Consider the following 19,803-nt stretch of genomic DNA (forward strand, 5'->3'; position numbering starts at 1 on the left):
CTCCCGTCGCATATCCGTAGACCAACTACGAATTACCAACTTCAAACTTCCAGCCCGCCATGATCGTCTCCCGCACACAAAAAGCCGGCTTCAGCCTCTACGCGGGCCTCATCCTGCTCCTCTTTTATTTTCCCCTCTTCTGCATCATCGTCGCCTCGCTCTCGAAAAAGCGTTACTTCGCTTTCCCGTATCCGGTCGATGATCTCACGCTCAAATGGTATGATGCCGCCATCCATTCCCCGCAGGTCGCGGAGTTCGTCGGCATCAGCCTGAAAATCGCCGGTCTCACCACCGTCTGTTCGCTCGCCATCGGATTTTTCGCCGCCCTCGCCTACGCCCGTTACGTCTGGCGCGGACGCAAGACGTTCCAGCGCCTCGTCCTTCTGCCGCTGTTCTTCCCGCAATCCGTGCTCGGGCTCGCGCTTCTCATGTGGTTCAACTTTCTCGACATCACCCCGTCGTGGTGGACCGCCGTCATCTCGCACACCGTCTGGATCGCGCCGATCACCACACTCATCATGTCGATCCAGGCCTACGGGCTCGACGACTCGCTCGAGGAGGCCGCCCGCGACATGGGCGCCACCCGCGGCCAGATCCTGCGCCTGATCACGCTGCCGCTCCTCGCGCCCGGCATGGTCTCCGCCGCCTGCTTCGCGATCCTGCTTTCGTGGGGCAACTTCGCCCTCTCGCTCTACACGACCGGCCCGGACAGCGCCCTGCCCGAATGGCTCTACGCCCGCATGACCAGCGGCTACCAGCCCATCGTCCCGGCCGTCGGCGCGATCTCCGTCGCCGTTGCCATCGCGCTCGTCGTCCTGCTCTTCGCGCTCATCCGCTGGACCACCCGCAAAAACCGCCAGGCCGCCGCCGCCCACTGATCCACCGAGCCCCTTCCCTCCCCGTGCATCGCAGCAGTCCGCATTCGAAAATCACCAGTCCGAAATCGTAACGTCCCATGCCATCCTCACTCCAGGGCAAATCCGTCATCGTCACCGGCGCCAGCAAGGGCATCGGCAAAGGCATCGCCCGCGTCTTCGTGCAAAAAGGCGCGCGCGTTCTTCTCGCCGCCCGCAGCGCCGACGAAGGCGAAGCGACCGCCGCCGGGCTGCGCGCCCTCATCCCGCCCGGCAGCGGCGGCAGCGCCACCTTCTTCCGCACCGACGTCACCCGCCGCGACCAGATCGAGGCTCTCGTCGCCGAGGCCGTCCGCCTCCACGGCGGGCTCGACATCCTCTGCGCCAACGCTGGCGCCTTCCCCGCCGCGAAGCTCTCCGAACTCACCGACGCCGCCTGGGACGACCTCTTCGCCACCAACGTCCGCAGCCTGTTCACCTGCGTGCAACTCGCCGTCCCGCACCTCAAAAAAAGCGCCGCGCCGCGCATTGTCATCACCTCCTCGATCACCGGGCCGATCACCGGCTTCCCGGGCTGGTCGCACTACGGCGCCACCAAGGCCGCGCAACTCGGCTTTCTCCGCACCGCCGCCATCGAACTGGCGCGCGACCGCATCACTGTCAACGCCGTCCTCCCCGGCAACATCTTCACCGAAGGTCTCGCCGGCCTGGGCGAAGATTACATCAACGCCACCGCCGCCTGCATCCCGCTCGGCAAACTCGGCACCGTGGACGACATCGGCCACGCCGCCGCCTTCCTCGCCTCACCCGAAGCCGGTTTCATCACCGGCCACGCCCTCGTCGTGGACGGCGGCCAGATCCTCCCCGAATCCCCCGCCGCCCTCACCGCGTGACTCTGAATGACGAATGACGAATTTTCCGAATCCGCAACGCACCATGCAACCGCTACCCGACAATTCGTCATTCGTCATTTGTAATTCGTAATTATCCATGTCCTCGCCTCCCTCCACCTGGCGCACCGCGTATCGCTCGTTCTATTACGCCACGCTCCCCGCCGACGATCTGCCGGAAATCCGCCTGCCCTTCGCCTGCACCGCCCTTCTGCTGATCGACCTGCAACGCGGTTTCTACGATCCCGCGCCGCCGCCCGCCGACGCCGATGCCGTCCTCCGCGCCGACTATCAACGCTGGACGCCTTACCGCGAGCGCATGGCCAGCACCGTTCTCCCCAATACCCGCCGCTTGCTCGACCGCTTCCGGGCCGATCCCGTCGCCTCCCGCCACATCCTTTACGTCCGCATCGTCAGTCTCACCGCCGACGGCCGTGGCCGCTCGCTCAGCCACGCCCGGCCCGGTTTCAACAATCTCCATTTTCCGCCCGGCAGCCCGGGCGCGGAAATCCTTCCGGAAGTCGCACCGCTGCCTGGCGAACCCGTTCTCGGCAAGACCACCGACAGCGCGCTCACCGGCACCCGCCTCCGCCTCCTGCTCGCCAATCTCGGCATCCGCCACGTTGTCGTCGCCGGTATTTTCACCGACCAGTGCGTCTCCTGCACCGTGCGCAGCCTCGCCGACGAAAGTTTCGATGTCGTGGTCGTCGACGACGCCTGCGCCGCCGCCACCGACGAGCTCCACCGCCAGGAACTCACCATCATCAACAACCTCTACTGCCAGGTCCTCACCACCACCGAAACCCTCTCCGCCCTCACCACCTGAAAAACCAGCATCCCTCCTGAGTAACCGAATACCGACTACAAACTACCAACTTCCAACTCCAAACCACCAACCACAAATCCTATGTCTCCACTCATCGAATCACTTGTCCACGCCGACAAAACAGCCGTCCAGCGCGACTCCGTCCGTTACTGGAATCCGCACAAGGTCCAGGCCTGGCAGCGCGATGGCGTCGATTTCATCATGGGACGCCGCGAAGGCTACCATATATACGACATGACCGGCCACCGGCTCATCGATCTGCACCTCAACGGCGGCACCTTCAACCTCGGCCATCGCAACCCCGAGATCGTCGCCACGCTCAAGGAGGCGCTCGACCATTTCGACATCGGCAACCATCATTTCCCCGCGATTACCCGGGCCGCGCTCGCCAGGAAACTCGTCGAGACCGCGCCCGCCGGCATGCACTACGCCATCCTTTCCAGCGGTGGCGGCGAGGCCATCGACATCGGCCTCAAGTGTGCCCGCTACGCCACCCGGCGCAAAAAAATCGTCTCCGTCATCCGGGCCTATCACGGCCACACCGGCCTCGCGCTCGGCACCGCCAACGAACGCTACGCCAAACAGTTTCTCAGCGAGGGCGACCCGCGCGAATTCGTCAAGGTGCCCTTCAACGACCTCGACGCCATGGAAGCCGCCCTGCGTGCCGGCGATGCCGCCTGCGTCATCATGGAAACCATTCCCGCCACCTACGGTTTCCCGCTCCCCGACGACGGTTACCTGCCCGGCGTCAAAAAACTCTGCCAGAAATACGGCTCCCTCTACGTCGCCGACGAGGTGCAGACCGGCCTCATGCGCTGCGGCCAGCTCTGGGGCATCAGCACGTACGGTGTCACGCCCGACATCATCGTCACCAGCAAGGGCCTCGGCGGCGGCATTTACCCGATCGGAGCCGTCATCGTCAGCGAACGCGCCGGCCACTGGCTCACCGAGGACGGCTGGGGCCACATCTCCACCTTCGGCGGCGCCGAGCTCGGCTGTATTGTCGCGCTCAAGACACTGGAAATCACCCTCCGTCCCGAGACCGTCGCCAACGTCCATTTCGTGGCCGACCACCTCCGCGCCGGGCTCGACCGTATCCGCGAAAAATTCGCCCCGTTCTTCAGCGGCATCCGCCAGCGCGGCGTGATTTTCGGACTCGAGTTCGACCACCCCGACGGCGCGAAACTCGTCATGCCGCACCTCTACAAACACGGCCTCTGGGCCATCTACTCGCAACTCGACCCGCGCGTCCTCCAGTTCAAGCCCGGCCTCCTCTGCACGAAGGAACTCTGCGACGACATCCTTGCCCGCCTCGAAGCCGGTCTCGCCGAAGCAATCAAAACACTTCCCGTCGCCGCCGCCACCGCCTGAACGTGGCGCGGGCGTCCCGCCCGCATCTGCGACCGCAGGGGTGTCGCTTGCGACGCCCGCGAATGCAAGACGGGGCATCAAACGGCGGGCGGCGGGCTTCGCAAGCGAAGCCCCTACATGGAGCGCCGCCACAGGCGCCGCCCTCTCTGCAAGCAACACACCTGTCACCGCTCCTCCCTCCGCCGCCAAGGCACGCCACCTGCTCACCTTTTTCACCACGCGCCCGCCGCGCACCGACTCAACCCGATCATCCATCCGTCTGCCATATGCTCACGATCGCCCGCCGTCCCGCCACCACCCGACGCCGCCCCGTGCCGCCCCCCGCCGCGGTCCTCACGCCCGCGCAAGCCTTTACCGCCCTGCCGGTCGCCGACCAGCTTGCCCGCGTCGAACAACTCGCCCGCCAGGCGCTGCCGCTCTACGGCCTGCCGCCCACCTCGGCAATCAGCCTGCTCAACTATTCGGAAAACGCCACCTGGCTGATCCGTCCGCCTGGCGGCCCCGCGCGCGTGCTTCGCATCAACCGTCCCGGTTACCACCCGCGCGCCAACATCGCCTCCGAACTCGAATGGGTTCTCGCCATCCGGCGCGACACCCCGCTGGTCACTGCCGAGCCCGTCGCCGCGCTCGACGGCGAATACATCCAGCATGTCTGGCACCCTGGCGTGCCGGAGCCGCGCAACTGCGTGCTCTTCACCTTCGTCGAAGGCACCGAGCCGGACGATTCCAACCGCCTCGCCTCGTTCGAACTGCTCGGCGAAGTCACCGCCCGACTCCACCGCCACGTGGTTGCCTGGAAACCTTCGCGTCCCATGCGCCGGTTCCGCTGGGATTTTGATACCATGCTCGGCCCCGACGGACACTGGGGCCAATGGCAGAACGGCACCGGCGTCACTCCAACCATCCAGCGTCACCTGAATCGCGTCCTGCCCGTGCTCCGCCGCCGCTCCGATGCCGTCGGTTTTGCCAAAAACCGCTTCGGTCTCATCCACGCGGACCTGCGCGCCGCCAACCTGCTGGTGAAAAACGATACGGTCGCCGCCATCGATTTTGACGACTGCGGGTATTCGTGGTTCATCTACGATCTCGCCGCCGCGCTCAGCTTCATCGAGACGCATCCCGACCTTCCCGCGTACATCGACGCCTGGCTGCGCGGCTACGCCAAAGTCCGGACGCTTTCGAAAGCGGAGATCGCCGAAATCGACACCTTCGTCATGATGCGCCGCCTCCTGCTTCTGGCGTGGATCGGTTCCCATGCGGACACGGCCCAGGCGCAATCCGTCGCCCCCGGTTTTGCCGAAGGCACGGCCGCCCTCGCCGACCGCTACCTCTCCCGCTTCGCCTGAGCGAAGCGACTCATCAAGTGGCATGGGCATCCTGCCCATGAACGTTGCCCCTCCGCGTGGCGCGGGCGTCCCGCCCGCCGACGGCGAAGCCGTCCGATCGACGTGACACGGGCTTCCAGCCCGTGTCTTCCCCTCGGGTCAGTGCGGTGCTGCGCACCGTCCACGGCCAGGACGGCCGTGCCACGTGGTTGCCGACCCTGACATTCGTTCCGCATATCCCCGAAACTCGTTACTGCTGGTCGGTCAGTATCTGCCGAAAAAATGGCCAACCTCCCCGACAATGGGCTTGCCCGGTGAGTATTAACCGGCATCATGAGTGCATCTCTCTGCCACCCAGCCTGCGGAAATCCTCTCTTGGCTGCCACGTTTCCACGCCGTCTTTTCAACTGTTCAACCCTCTCCCCCGGCCATGCACACCTGTTTCCACCTCAACCGGTTTGCCGTGCCCGTTTTCGTGCTCGGCCTCGCCGCTCTCCTCCCTGCCGCCGACTCCCGGGAAACCTGGTCCGGCTGGTCCGCAGACCTCACCGCCCCCGATCCGGATACCGTCCTCCTCCCCGCCGACCACGACACCGGCGGCCTCCTCCTGCGTAGTGGCGAGGACATTACCCTTTTCCCCGCCACCGTTCTCCCCGACCTCGACACCCTTTCCCTCCGCGTCGCCTTCACCGATGCCCTCCCACCGCTCTTCCCGCCCGAAGCCGCCCTCCTCATCAACCGTACCACTCCCCTCGCCCCCGCGCTCACCGCCAGCGACGACGCCCTGACCTATACCTGGGACATCTCCGCCCTGCCCGCTCCGCCCGAAGACCTCGCCATCCTCTGGCAACCTCCCGAAGACCTCCCCGTCGACAGTTTCACCCTCCTCCAGTCTTCCCTCGAGACAACCGTCAGTCCGCTGCTGACCGATGCCGACGGCAACGGTATCGACGACGCCTGGGAACTGGCCCATTTCGGCCACACCGGCATCGACCCTACCTCCGACCCCGACAATGACGGCCTGAGCAACCTCGCCGAATTCCTCGCCGACACTGATCCGAACGTCGCTGCGACTTCGATTTCCCCTGCCACCCTCAGCCTGATTACTTTCAGCCCATGAACTGTCCCGAAATTGCGCAGAAAGTTCGAAAATCGGCAATGCGTTCCAACGAAAAAATTGGCCGAGAGATGACCGGTACCGCCTGCTTACTATTCTTCGCCTCAGTTCTGTTTGTCTCCAATGGATGGGGACAATGTGGCAACATCGAAATAAAAGATACCAGTGTTTCCTATAAAAGCATCACGGGAATCGGTAATCTGGTCGGTTTTTCCGGCTATCGCCAGACTGGCAATACCCAAGATAACTCCGACCCGACCGCCCCTTGGAACGCAGGCCCAATCTGGAAATGGAAGCAACGTAATTTTAGCGGAGCCCTCTGGACGGACAGGCACCAGTTTGGCGACTGCAACGAGGCTTGTGCTTATGCGCAGTTGCCAGGCGGAGACTTCGGAAGGTTTACGGGCACGGCAGAGATCGGACCAGATGGATTTATATCTTATGCTAAGCAATTTGCACCTTTATACGAGGTTCCTTGCGACACCCCTTGGGTTGATACTACACATGAGATTTTCACAAACCATGCGAACCACTCAAAATGCACCCTGACCGAAACACTGATAACCCGGTCTCTTGTTCTTGATGATACCAGTTGCGCAGATGGCTGGACCTACCGGTCTGAACTTGGTGGCCTGTATCAGACTCTTTCCCACCCGGACACCATCGCCGCGGCGCTGAAGAGGTCCACTCAGCCCAAAGTTGAGGGTAAGTTTCATCGAACCTACATCTCAGCTGTTGATACGACAACGCCAGAAGTGACAGAGCCGATAGCAATCAGCGGTCGTGGAGTGACAATTACATTGAATGGGATCTGTCCCGGAAAGTATCGAGTTGAAGCTGTCTTGCGAACCGGACAATGGGACGGCTTTGAAGCTGGCGGGGAAGCGAAATACAAGAGCACCCCAGCGCCTTATGACAAAAGGCAGACGGTCGCCACAGTAGAGATCAAGGATAATGGCGAAGGCACCTTTGAAACGCCGACTGGCAAAATCGAAGAAGTCACAGAGGTTCTTGAAAATACCATCGTACTCTACCCGGCTGTAAACGGCAAAACAATCGGAACTCCAGACGGATGTCGCGTCAACAGCGTCGATTTCGGCATGCATCTGGGATCTGTCACCGGAGGGCTTTCTGCCGGCCTGCTGCGTATCAAGGAAGATGATCTGACGCCGGCATCATTCACTCCAGCAGCACTGAACCTGCTCTCCTTTTCCGATGATGATGTGGAGGTCGTCCGTGATACTTTGGAGAATCTGCGCCAGATCCTTGTCCCCGAAGGACTGGCGGACATTGTCACGCTTTCGACAACTTCTTATGAAATCCGCGTGTACTTGGCCTCCCAAGTCGGAAGTCTGGATACCGGAACCGGCTTCTATGCGGTCAGCGGCACGCCTTTGGTCACCTATACGATTGCGGAAGCCTCCGGCTCCACGGCGTTGAATCCGAAGCTGAGCCTGACCGAAACGCGCGGCAGCAAGGCCATCGAAACAGTCTTCAGCCAGAACGGCGATAACTGGGAGGCAACGTATGGCAACGGCCTGAAGACCGAACGGCTCACTTATACCACCGAGGGAGACCTCAAGGTGGAGACGCGCGAACTGGTCAACCTCGACAACAGCGTGGCGCAGGTCACCGTAAAAAAGACCCGCACGTACTCCTTCGGCGAAAAGACCATCGAGGAAATCACCGGCTCGGGCGCCGCCGCGGTCACCACGACCTACAGGTATTACGACAATGCCACGACCGACGGGCTGGCGCTGGGCGAGATGAAGACCCGGCAGACCTCCGCCGGCAACTGGGAAAGCTGGACATACGACACCGAGGGCCGGAAGGCCAAGCGCGTCAGTCAGTTCCTCGACAGCACCTTCGAGTCGGCCGACAACCTCAACCGCGTGACGACCTGGACCTACGCCACCGTCACCGACCTGGACGGCGACGGCAAGGATGAGGCGCTGGAAACGCAAACCGACACCCTGCTCGGGCAGGAAACCGGCCGCCGCCACCGACTCGTACTGACGGCCACCGGCGGCCTCGGCCCGAACGGGGAAACCGCCGAGGCCTGGACCGAGGAACGCGAGATCGTCTGCACCGTGCCCGGCGCGGCCTGGGATGCCTCCACCAACCTCGTCACGATCACCCGCACCGGCGTCAATGGCCTGCTCCAGTACAAGACTGTCTGGACGCAACGACCCGACGGCACGGCCACCAGCCTGCTGCTCGATCCGCAGGAAACCGGCGGGCGCATCTGGACCACCTTGGAGGGAGCACTCCAGCTTGACGGCTCGATCACCGGCCGCCGCACCGAAGTCATCGAGGACGAACTGGGCCGCGAACGGGAGCGCAACGTCTATGAAAACGGCCTGCTCGTGGCGGCGGCGGTGGTCATGAACCGCGACGAACTCGGCCGACCCACGCTGACTGCTTTCCTCGACGGCACCGAGGAACGCCGGGAGTATTCGTCGTGCTGCGGGCTGGCCTCCTTCCGCAGCCGCGACGGCATCCTGACCACGTACGAGCATGACGACCTCGGCCGCGTCACCCGCGAGACCGTCGGCGGCGTCTCCACCGTTTATGAATACGACGCGGCCGGCCGGGTCATCTCGACCACCCGCGTCGGCAGTGACGATTCGCAGATTCCCGTCTCGACCCAGACATACGACACCGCCGGCCGGTTGCTGACCTCCACCGATGCGCTCAACCGCACCACCACGTACACCGAAACGCTGCTTTCCGGCAGCCTGACCGAACGCAAAACCGTCCACGCCGACACCAGCGAGGAGATTTCCACCTTCTATCCGGACGGCTCGCCCGCCTCGGTCCGCGGCGACGCCGCGCAGTGGCACAATTACGCTTACGGCGTGGATACCGACGGCGAATACGAACAGGAGTATTTTCCCACCGGTGACGAACCGACCGGCACACCCGCCGCGCAGTGGGTCAAACGCTACCGCGACCACGCCGGTCGCAACCATCTGGTCCGCTATCCCGACAACGCCGAGGAAACCTCCGGCTACAACGCCAAGGGCCAGCTTGTCCGGCAGACCGATGCCGACGGTGTACAAACCCTGTTTGCGTACAACGACCGCGGCGAGCAGACGGTGACCGCCCTCGACTTGGACCGCAACGGCACCATCGACTACGCTGGCGACGACCGCATCACTCGCACGGTCACCACGTACGCGACCCGCGACAGCGTCACCGTCCGACGCACGACCACCGAAGTCTGGGAAGACGCCGGAGACAATCCGGTGACCGTCTCGGTCACCGAGACGGCGGTGGACAGCCTGCAATCATGGACCACCACCCGCGGCCTGACCACGCACACGAGCGTCACGCAGGACGGCGCGGGCAACCGCACCGAAACGACGACGGCTCCCGACGGCTCCACCAGCATCCTCACGTATGCCCACGGCCGCCTGACCGGAGAAACCCGCAAGGATGCCAATAACAACACCCTTTCCCAAGTCGCTTACGCGTACGATCCGCACGGCCGGCTCGTCACGCAAACGGCGACCGGCATCGGCACGACTACGTATTCATATTTTGACGACGACCAAGTTGCTACTGTGACCACGCCCGATCCCGGCGACGGCACACAGACCACCAGCTACACGTACAACAACCGCGGTTGGCCGTCGAAGGTCACCCATCCCGACGCCGCCGAGACCGAAACCACGTACTACCCGACCGGCCAGATAAAGCGCACGTGGGGCGCACGCACGTATCCGCAAGAATACACGTACGACGCGCAGGGCCGGCTGAAAACGCTGACCACCTGGAAAGATTTTTCCGGCACCACCGGCGAGGCCGTCACCACGTGGAACTACGACCCGCAACGCGGCTGGCTCACCCAGAAACTCTACGCGGACAATCAGGGACCGGCCTACACCTACACCCCCGCCGGGCGCTTGGCCACGCGCACCTGGGCGCGCGGCGTCGTTACCACATACGGTTACACCGATGCCGGCGACTTGGCCTCCGTCACCTACAGCGACAGCACGCCGGCGGTTGCCCACACGTATGACCGCGCCGGGCGCCTGCACACCACCACCGACGCCGCCGGCCTGCTCACCCGCTCCTATGCCAACGGACAGCTGACCGGCGAAGTCTATTCCGGCACCGGTCTGCTTGCCGGCAAGTCGGTCACCCACACCTTCGACAGCCTGCAACGGCAGGACTCCCTTTCGGCAACTTCGATCCAACCCGTGAGCTACACTTACGACGCCGCCTCGCGTCTGGCCACCGTGACGCAGGGCGACCTATCGGCCAGCTACAGCTATCATCCGAACCTCGGCACGGTAACCGGCGTCACCGTCAGCAACAGTTCCACCGAACGTGCACGGCAGGAACGCACCTTCGACGTGCTCGGTCGCATCACCCGTGTAGACACGCTGGGCAACGGTTCCATCCTGCACGCCCGTCGCGACTACACGTACAACGCCGCTAACCAGCGCACGCAGGTAACTCATGAAGACTCCCGCCACTGGACCTACGGGTACGACACCCTCGGGCAGGTGACCTCGGCGCAAAAGCGCCTGTCCGACAACACGGCCTTGCCGGGGTACGATTTCGGGTACAGTTTTGACGACATCGGCAACCGCATGAGCACGACCACCAACGGCCGCACCGCCGCCTACCTTTCCGACGCGCTCAACCGCTACACGCAGCGCGACTACCCCGGTGCCATCGACGTGCGCGGCTCCGCCTCCACCGCCGTCACCGTGCTCGTCAACGACGGCCTGACCACCCGTACCGGCGAGGACTTTTTCCGGGCTGCTCCCTTCGACAACGATCCCGATCCGGTCAACGCGGAAATAAAGATTCAGGCGGTCGATCCCGGCCCGCCGGAACAGGTCGCTACCGAAACACGCTCATTTGCCACCACCGGCCGCACCGATCCCTACATTGTGCCGAGCGATCCGGAAGCCTTTACCCATGACGCCGACGGCAACCTGACGCAAGACGGTCGCTGGAACTACACTTGGGATGCAGAAAACCGGCTCATTAGCATGGAAATGCGATATGAATCTTCAATCGGACTCCATCTCGTCCAGACTCGACTGGAATTTGCCTATGATTCACAGAGCCGCAGGCTTACCGCTATAATGAAGATTCTGTCACCATCTGCTGGCTGGATGGTGGTCGACAGCAAGCAACTCCTTTACGATGGCTGGAACCTGCTGGCCGAGTACGACCAGTTGAATGCGGGCCAACTTCTGCGCAGCCATGTCTGGGGTCTGGATCTGAGCGGCAGCTCGCAAGGGGCCGGCGGCGTCGGCGGCCTGCTGTGGAGCAACACGAGCACGGCGGCATACGTTCCCGGCTACGATGCCAATGGCAACATCATCGCATGGATTAACACGACCGACGGCTCCCTCGCCGGCCTGCGCGAATATGGTGCTTTTGGCGAATCCGTCATGAGCACCGGCATTAGTGAGGAACTGCCGTTCGGATTCTCCACAAAATACCAAGACCGGCTAACCGGACTTCACTATTACGGCTACAGATATTATTCGACAATCTTGGCCCGCTGGCTCGGCAATGACCCGCTTGAAGAGCGCGGGGGGATAAATCTGTATGCGATGGTTGGAAATGATTTGGTAAACCAATGGGATTATTTAGGCCTAGAGCCATTAACAGAGGTGCCGCCTGAAGGAAAATTTGTTTTGCGGATTGCAAAAAATATAAAATTCAATGATGATCAAGCAAAGCGTGCGCTGGTACCGTATGACTCCAGTCAAGGTGGGTACTATGGAGACGGGTTTGAAGTTGAATACCAGCCTGCAGATACCTGCCCGTGTATTCGAGAAACCATACGATTAGTCCAAGCCATAAAAATCGGGAGTGGCGACTCACGAATCGATGCATCAGACTACACCAATATAAACAACGCAAACGCAAATGGCAGCGCGCCCTTGCCGGGCTATACGCAGGATGGCGGACGGCAAGGGGCACACGGTTCCACATCTTACTTTGATGCTCCATATAATGCATGGAGCAATTTCTGGGGGAACAAGCAGGGGAAAATGTATCAATTCGAAGTTTGCGCGCTATGTCCTGATGGTACTATTTTGGGATGTTTCAGTTTTAATTTTCACAATAATGAGCGCATCCCCCGTCCAACAGGCACAACACCCGCATCATCCCCAGGCAAGCTATGGAGATCAGCCGTTGAACGATGGGAAAAGGCTTCTGCCCCAAAAAACAGATCCTCTATCAAATACCTGCAAAGCATATAAAACAAATGAAACTTGCATTTCACTTTATATCCCTTATTATTGCGATCTCGGCTGGACTTTCAGTCGCACTATACCTTTGGTTTGCCGCCAATACCATAAACATATACTATCAATACGACCGACCAACCGGAGCCATTTTTCTGCCAGAGACAAAATGGATTATCAGCAAAATAAATCCAGGCCCAGCTGGCCTATCTTTCATTCTCCTATGGGAAATGATTTCATATATAGTATTCCTAGCAAAAAAAGACGCCCGCAACACCTTGATACTATACCAAGTGGCAATTTGTATATTGATCAACATCTTACTTGCCGGACTATCCCTACACCTCTGGTATTCACTTTCATTGCCAACACTAACACCAATTCAGTAAATATTTCAATAAATATAGCACACACCGAACGGTATCCGGAGGCAATCCGAAGGGGCAAACCTTAACTTTTGACATTTTTGACAGTCCGACGGTTGGGGAGACAACCGGCAAGAATGAATAGAAATCAGATAACCAGATTGCAGGTTACGTTGCCAAGCGGGGACGTGACGGGGCGAAGCTCGCTCCTCTTTACGTTTTCACTCGTTTTTCGTTCATTTTTCGATCCCAAATATCAATTATTAAGGTTTGACCCGAATGGCGCTTAGTTAAGCCGTCTCTCCGTTGAAAACCAGTGACTTCCCAAAGCCATGAAAAAACGTGAAACCCGTCCAACCTTTTGAGAGGGAAACCCCCTCTGGAATCCGGGCCAACATTGAGATCGATTCATACATTGGTAATTACCTCTCAAAACGACGGAAAACCGCCTTAACTAAGCGCCATTCAGGTTTGACCCCCTATGGATTGCCTCTCCGTATTCCGGGAAGCATTATACAGTATATTTTGGTTATGGATCTAGAGATTATCGCTGGATTTATGGCGTTGAATATGGAGCAGTAGTCTACTGCTTCCAAAAAGAAGGAAAGACAAAATTTTCATATGGAAATTTGGCAAAAGAAAATGTCACCACAAACGAGGATATCGTGCGGGGAACAGGCGGATCTGTTAATTTAGAGAATGCAATGAACCCACACCCGAATCATTCACGCTATCGTAAAACAATTAGATGGCAAACTGGTGTTCATTCACACAATACAAAAGAAGCTCCGAATAACAGCCCTGGAAATATTTTCTCTGGTCCAGATAAAGGATGGGCTATCAGAACTGGTATGGCAATTATTCTCGTAGATGACGCAGGGAACACATTGAAATATACGCCGCCACATGGCCTGACACCTAGCAACACATCGAAAATCGGCAACGTTTGCGATTGCGACAAGAAAGAATGAAAACATTAACACTTATTCTATATCTCTCTATATATACTACGACGGTCTGGTCGGGTAATCTTTTCGCGCCAAGAGCACCATTCTCGATCACCGAAAATCCTTCAGAAAGCATCAGACATAAAGTAAGCCACGAATTTGGATTCATCATCCCTCCCGATGGCTCTTTTGGCATAATCGTAACCCAACATAGTAATGAATGGGGCGCACTTTATGTAGCACCGAGTGATAAGGTAAGCGTCGAAATCAGTTTTATTGGTTGTGGCGCAATTTTTGGAGATCGGGACGGAAAAATTATCCGCCTTACAACCGATATTGATTCAATCATTGCAAAAAAAATCTACCAAGGATTTTGTAAAGAAATATTTGTGGCTAAAAACACTCCTTCATCTATCAAGGACGTGGATGTTGGTGTGATTGAGTATTGGGTTTCTGTTAAAGGAGAGGTAATCGCTGGATACTCTTTCTCAAGAGATGATAATCCAGAAGGGATAAGAAATATCTACTATAATTTAATGAATTTATTAAGAACTACTGATGAGGAGAAAGAAGCCATCCACCTGAAGTTAGCCCATCAAGCAGATAAAATCATCAATCGGACAGAAAGTCCGATCAACCAACAAAGCGTAACCAAAGAGATCGAATGAAAATAGTCAACGACGCATGGCACTTGACCCTTAAGGGGCAATCCGAAGGGGGCAAACCTTGATTTTGACAACCCGATAGTTGGGGAAACAACCGGCAAGAATGAATAGAAATCAGATGACCAGATTGCAGGTTACGTTGCCAAGCGGGGACGTGACGGGGCGAAGCTCGCTCCTCTTTACGTTTTCACTCGTTTTTCGTTCATTTTTCGATCCCAAATATCAATTATCAAGGTTTGATCCCCTACGGATTGCCCGCCTCAGAAACCATGAAAATCAGGATACTAATCACTTGCTTCTTCTATATTTTATCAAGAGAGGCGCAGGCTGACCAATCGACCGGCATCCCCTTGGAGAGAACCGTTACTATTGACGCCATATTAAGCACCTACATTGACAAGGGATGCAGCATCCAAGCCACTATATTAAACCATAACGGAACACTCACGTTAACAGGTCCCTTTTTAATAAAGAAACCGGACAACACTCCTGTTGTTGAAGGGAAAATGAGTAATGGTCGCATTCATGGTGACTTAAAATTCCTTGGCCGCGAAAAAAAACTACTGTCATTAGCTAGATACATTAATGGAGTAATTACGGGAGAGCGTATTGAGTGGAATCCACAGGGCCAAGTTATTTCAATAGCTCAGTATGACTCCGATGGTAAAAAAAATGGAGTGGAGCGCTATTTTTCAAATGGGATGGTTAGCATAGAAATAAAATGGAAAGCCGGAAACCCATTATCGGTCCTACTATATGATAATCAAAATCAAATTACAAAAGAGCTAAATGGCCAAGCCATGCACGATTGGTTTCGTATTCAAATGGAGTCCCAAATGGGAACAGATAACTAAAGGGGAGCCAATCCGGCGGATAGTTGCGAGGATTGCTGCCAAGAGGAAATTGGATATTAGTAGATCTATGACATTCCTGAGCCGATTAACTACCGCATCTATCTGGCTTTTAATAGCGATCAACGGATTTGGTGTTTTCCTGATAGTCAAGAGTGATACGGTCAACTATGATCTGCGTCCCATCGTTGGAGCATCCTTTAGCATATCGTGCGCAATTTATGTTTTCACTCAACTGGCAAGACATAAATAGCTTGATATGGATATCTTGACGAAGGGAAGCCATACAAAATGTACATCAAGGCTGATTCAGAAGGCTAAACCTCAATGATACTAGACCAAGCTAAAGGGACCAGTTTTGACTCCTCCAGGACCTCCTAATGAAAAATACAATTCTGGCAGTGGTCACTTATGCAGCACTATTGACTGCTTGCACTACTAACCGAAGAGTTCCTCTGGATGAGCCGATTGCTGGCCAATACCATTCCAGAATCGAGTTATTTCTTGTATATGCATTTGGTGAATCAGGGGACACTTATGCGCTGGCACTGCCGAGCCAGGATAAGTATTTTTTTGGAAGCCAACTCTACGGCGGCGCACCTTCAATTTCTGCATGGGAAAGCTCTCCCGATGCATACCCCCATGTCATAAAACCGATTCCAATCGGTACTACCCTTATCCTGAAATCTGTACGCAAAGACGTAGGTTTTTCTTATTGGTATGGCTTTACATCCTTCAATTATGTAGAATGCACAATAGACGGCACATCCGGAATCATTGCCAATGACCTGATCGAGTTTGACGACGATCAACGCCCAATCCGGGTAAAATCGGCGTATCTGAAAAAAGTGGGGCAATCTGAATAAATACTAAGCCAAGCCGAAGGACAGATCGGAGAACAATCCATAGGGAGTCACACCTTTACTTTTGACATTTTTGACAGCCCGACGGTTGGGAAAACAACCGGCAAGAATGAATAGAAATCAGATGACCAGATTGCAGGTTACGTTGCCAAGCGGGGACGTGACGGGGCGAAGCTTGGTCTCTTTACGTTTTTACCTATTTCTCGATTATGAAAAAAATAAATTACTAAAGTTTAACCCCTTACGAATTGCTCAAGACCTTATTTCCCATATAATTCCGAGTCATATTAATCATAATAAAGAGACAGACAAGCACATAAATTCATCCAAAATAAAAAAGACCCCATGCAATTCCACTCAAAAGTAGATATCTTCTATATCACAATTCTCGCACTGGCGACATTGAGTTGCCAAAGATTAGCAGGAATGACTGCCCCACCTTCTCCTCTACTCATGTCTGACGAGCAATGGTAAAGGAAAGGGGGGCAAGCGGACGGGGTCAGGCCGGAATGGCGCTAAGTTAAGGCGTTTTTCCGTCTACCTGATGGGGAATTTTCAATACATGAATTGACTCGATTATGGCTTGGGTTCCAGAGGAGTTCCTCCTCCCAAAAGGCCGGATAATCCCCACGTTTCTCATGCGACTGGAAGTCACTGATTTTCAACGGAGAGGTGGCCTAACTTAGCGCCATTCGGGTCAGGCCGAACGATGTGACAAAACATTGAAATGAAATCAATCTACCATCCTGATTTTCAAACAAATTATGCTTCTCGTCCAATTTCAGGATGTCACAACGTTCGGCCCGACCCCGTCCGCTTGGTGCGTATCTCAATCATCAGCGGACCCTGCATTTGAAACAAATTCTTCTCTTATAACAGATGCACCACCACCCTCGCCTTCGATAACTAAATTCCCCGCTGCATATAGCGATGCGCTAAAGGCTTTTGAAGCAGCAAAAACAATGGATGCAAACAACTGACTTGTTGCAAGGAAATCACGATATCAATAATATCATCTTCTTATACGATGGACATGAAACCATCGGATCGAAGCGGGACCCTTGCCAAGCTCTTAGGAAGCATGAGCTTGTTGGGAGCAGAGAAAAGCGAAACAATCACCTGCACAGGACGCTAAACATGAAGTCTATATATGCGCTTTTTTCACATCTATTCTGCTCGCTACTTGGCTTGGCTCCTTTCTTACATCCATAATCACAGATACTGGACCAAATGCCACTGCAATACATCGTCCGCAACCATTTAAGCAGACAATCACAACCGATGCAATAATCATCACACGAGAATTTGAGTCAAACGCCGGCGCTGGATTCGATCAACTCTTCTATCTTCCACTTTTATTTCTTGCTGCATATGGTATCAGAAGTCGGAAAATGATGGACGCGGATTTCAAACTTCATTTTATTTTTCTGAACACTTGCATATTATTGTTCTATGGAGGCACTTTTGCCTTCATCCTATCAGTATATAGTGACTACTTCCTGCTTAGTATTGCACCGACAGGCAGATCGCTATCATCGACGGCAGTAGGGATCAGGATAGCAGGAGCACTGGGTATAATATTTTTTATATACGCCTGCCTGAAACCAAAACCAAGTTCCAAGCCCCAGGCCACAAAGCGAACGGTGTCCGTGGTCAAACCGAAGGGATAAAACCTTAATTTTTGACATTTTTAACGACCTTTGCCAGAAAAGGCAAGGTCACTGAGATGAACAAGATTCGAGCCAGAAAAATTTCAGGTCACATTGCCAAGCGGGGACGTGACGGGGCGAAGCTCGGCCTCTTTACGTTTTCACTCATTTTTCGTCCATTTTTCGATCCCCAAATATCAATGATTAAGGTTTGAGGTTGCCCCGAATTGACGGACAGGGGTTGAGGGTCAAAAGCGAAAGGAAACACAGATGAAGACCCAATTGGAAAAGCCGGCGAGGAGCCGTGCGACTTACAGCAAGGAATATCAAGAGGAGGCATTGGCGTTGTGGCGGCAGAGCGGCCGGAGCGCAGCGAAGGTCGCCGCGGAACTGGGGATCAGGGCGCCGTTGTTATACCGGTGGGCCAAGGTCCGTCGGAACGGTGCCGAGCACGGCACCGTTCCGACGGAAAAGCCCGTGCCGCAGGTGGCGGAGCTGCAGGCGCAGATCCGGCGATTGAGCGAGGAAAACGCGAAGCTGTTGGAGCAGCGTGAAGTCTTAAAAAAATCGCTGGGCATCCTCTGCGAACAGCCGCCGAGAGGTATGCCCGGATCGAACGCATGAGCGGCGAATACAAAGTGAGCTGGCTGTGCGAAGCTCTGATGGTCTCGCGCAGCGGGTATTACGACTGGTTGGATCGGCGTCATGCGCCCGGACCGCGCGAGCGGCAAAACCGGGCGTTGCGGCAGCAAATCCGTGAGGAATTTACGCGCAGTCGAAAGACTTACGGCAGTCCGCGCATGACACGGGCGCTGGGTGGTCGGATCAGTCGCAAGCGCGTGGCCCGGCTGATGCGGCAGGAGTGTTTGCACGCACGGCAGCGCTCCAAATACCGAGTTGCCACCACGGACAGCCGTCATGGCGACCCCATCGCCGCGAACCGGTTGCGTGGCTTTGTGGCCGACCGTCCCGACCAAGCCTGGGCCACCGATGCGACCTGCGTGCTGACCGGCCAAGGCTGGCTGTATGTGGTCGCGTTGCTCGACGTCTATACGCGTCGGATCGTTGGCTGGGCGATGCACGACATCCTGGACGCCAGGCTGGCCGTGGCGGCCCTGCAAATGGCCTTTGCCCAGCGCAAACCCGCGCCCGGGTTGATCGTGCACTCGGACCGGGGCAGCCAGTTTGCCAGCGGTGATTACCGCTCCGCCTTGGCCGCGCGTCGCTGCGTGGCCTCCATGAGCCGGAAGGGAAACTGTTACGACAACGCCTTCATCGAATCGTTTTGGAGCAGCCTGAAATACGAGGTGGTTTACCACCGCCGCTTCGCCACCAAAGCCGAGGCTCGCTCCGCGATCTTCGATTATATTGAGACGTTTTATAACCGCACCCGGCTCCACTCCAGCCTTGGATACCAAAGCCCTGTTGCGTTTGAATCCGCATTGAAACATACAAACTAATTATCCCTTAACCGACTGTCCGAAGAATCGAGGCAAGCCCAGTTTGACCCCTACGGATTTACCTCAGAGAATATGGAGAAATAAACAGATGGCCTGTGCGACACGTAGGACGTTGATCAGCATTATCGGATGTGCCGCTTTTTTCTTGTCGGGTTGCTCTCCAAAAGAGAGCAACCCGACAAATCAAGAAGTGGCAATAAAGGAATTTATTGACTCAATTTTCGTTATAGGAGAAGACCCATCTGTCGGAATCAAACGACTGGAGGGTTTCTTTCGAGGGGAGGTTTTATTGGAGAGCAAATATAACAACATAAAAACTCGTTACATACTTATTATTCCATCTGACCGACCAGTTATAACTGACCCAGGAGATCCGGGGGCCATAGAGGCACTAAT

General features: G+C 56.5%; 9 protein-coding genes. All 9 read left to right on the forward strand.

Annotated features, from left to right (window positions below):
* The first annotated feature begins 59 nt into the window (after positions 1 to 59).
* The 9 genes from OPIT5_27035 (at position 60) to OPIT5_27075 (ending at position 19,407) form a co-directional block, all read left to right on the forward strand.
* Positions 60 to 878, forward strand: a complete 819-nt coding sequence (locus OPIT5_27035; protein ID AHF93326.1) for a spermidine/putrescine ABC transporter permease — start codon at positions 60 to 62, stop codon at positions 876 to 878.
* A 77-nt stretch (positions 879 to 955) separates the two neighbouring features.
* Positions 956 to 1,747: a 3-ketoacyl-ACP reductase gene (locus tag OPIT5_27040; GenBank protein AHF93327.1), complete on the forward strand. Its 792-nt coding sequence runs from the start codon at positions 956 to 958 to the stop codon at positions 1,745 to 1,747.
* Positions 1,748 to 1,844: 97 nt separating this feature from the next.
* Complete coding sequence (locus OPIT5_27045; protein AHF93328.1) at positions 1,845 to 2,570, forward strand: amidase; 726 nt, start codon at positions 1,845 to 1,847, stop codon at positions 2,568 to 2,570.
* A gap of 81 nt (positions 2,571 to 2,651) precedes the next feature.
* Positions 2,652 to 3,941 (forward strand): ornithine-oxoacid aminotransferase, encoded by a 1,290-nt coding sequence (locus OPIT5_27050; GenBank protein AHF93329.1) that lies wholly within the window; start codon positions 2,652 to 2,654, stop codon positions 3,939 to 3,941.
* A gap of 266 nt (positions 3,942 to 4,207) precedes the next feature.
* Positions 4,208 to 5,287: an aminoglycoside phosphotransferase gene (locus tag OPIT5_27055; protein ID AHF93330.1), complete on the forward strand. Its 1,080-nt coding sequence runs from the start codon at positions 4,208 to 4,210 to the stop codon at positions 5,285 to 5,287.
* Positions 5,288 to 5,696: 409 nt separating this feature from the next.
* On the forward strand, positions 5,697 to 6,386 hold the full coding sequence (locus OPIT5_27060) for a hypothetical protein (protein AHF93331.1): 690 nt from the start codon (positions 5,697 to 5,699) through the stop codon (positions 6,384 to 6,386).
* Positions 6,383 to 12,622 (forward strand): type IV secretion protein Rhs, encoded by a 6,240-nt coding sequence (locus tag OPIT5_27065; GenBank protein AHF93332.1) that lies wholly within the window; start codon positions 6,383 to 6,385, stop codon positions 12,620 to 12,622. Before OPIT5_27060 ends, OPIT5_27065 begins: the two co-directional genes overlap by 4 nt.
* A 5,595-nt stretch (positions 12,623 to 18,217) precedes the next feature.
* A complete protein-coding gene (locus OPIT5_27070; GenBank protein AHF93333.1) occupies positions 18,218 to 18,571 on the forward strand; it encodes a transposase IS3 in 354 nt (117 codons plus the stop codon).
* A gap of 23 nt (positions 18,572 to 18,594) precedes the next feature.
* Positions 18,595 to 19,407, forward strand: coding sequence for an integrase (locus tag OPIT5_27075; protein ID AHF93334.1), 813 nt, complete (start codon positions 18,595 to 18,597; stop codon positions 19,405 to 19,407).
* Positions 19,408 to 19,803: the final 396 nt, after the last annotated feature.

The sequence above is a fragment of the Opitutaceae bacterium TAV5 genome (genome assembly GCA_000242935.3).
Lineage (GTDB): Bacteria > Verrucomicrobiota > Verrucomicrobiia > Opitutales > Opitutaceae > Geminisphaera.

Excerpts from the sequence above, each read along its gene's own strand:
- OPIT5_27050 (AHF93329.1), top strand. The coding sequence starts at position 2,652 with ATGTCTCCACTCATCGAATCACTTGTCCACGCCGACAAAACAGCCGTC.
- OPIT5_27040 (AHF93327.1), top strand. The coding sequence starts at position 956 with ATGCCATCCTCACTCCAGGGCAAATCCGTCATCGTCACCGGCGCCAGC.
- OPIT5_27045 (AHF93328.1), top strand. The coding sequence starts at position 1,845 with ATGTCCTCGCCTCCCTCCACCTGGCGCACCGCGTATCGCTCGTTCTAT.
- OPIT5_27060 (AHF93331.1), top strand. The coding sequence starts at position 5,697 with ATGCACACCTGTTTCCACCTCAACCGGTTTGCCGTGCCCGTTTTCGTG.
- OPIT5_27065 (AHF93332.1), top strand. The coding sequence starts at position 6,383 with ATGAACTGTCCCGAAATTGCGCAGAAAGTTCGAAAATCGGCAATGCGT.
- OPIT5_27070 (AHF93333.1), top strand. The coding sequence starts at position 18,218 with ATGAAGACCCAATTGGAAAAGCCGGCGAGGAGCCGTGCGACTTACAGC.
- OPIT5_27035 (AHF93326.1), top strand. The coding sequence starts at position 60 with ATGATCGTCTCCCGCACACAAAAAGCCGGCTTCAGCCTCTACGCGGGC.
- OPIT5_27055 (AHF93330.1), top strand. The coding sequence starts at position 4,208 with ATGCTCACGATCGCCCGCCGTCCCGCCACCACCCGACGCCGCCCCGTG.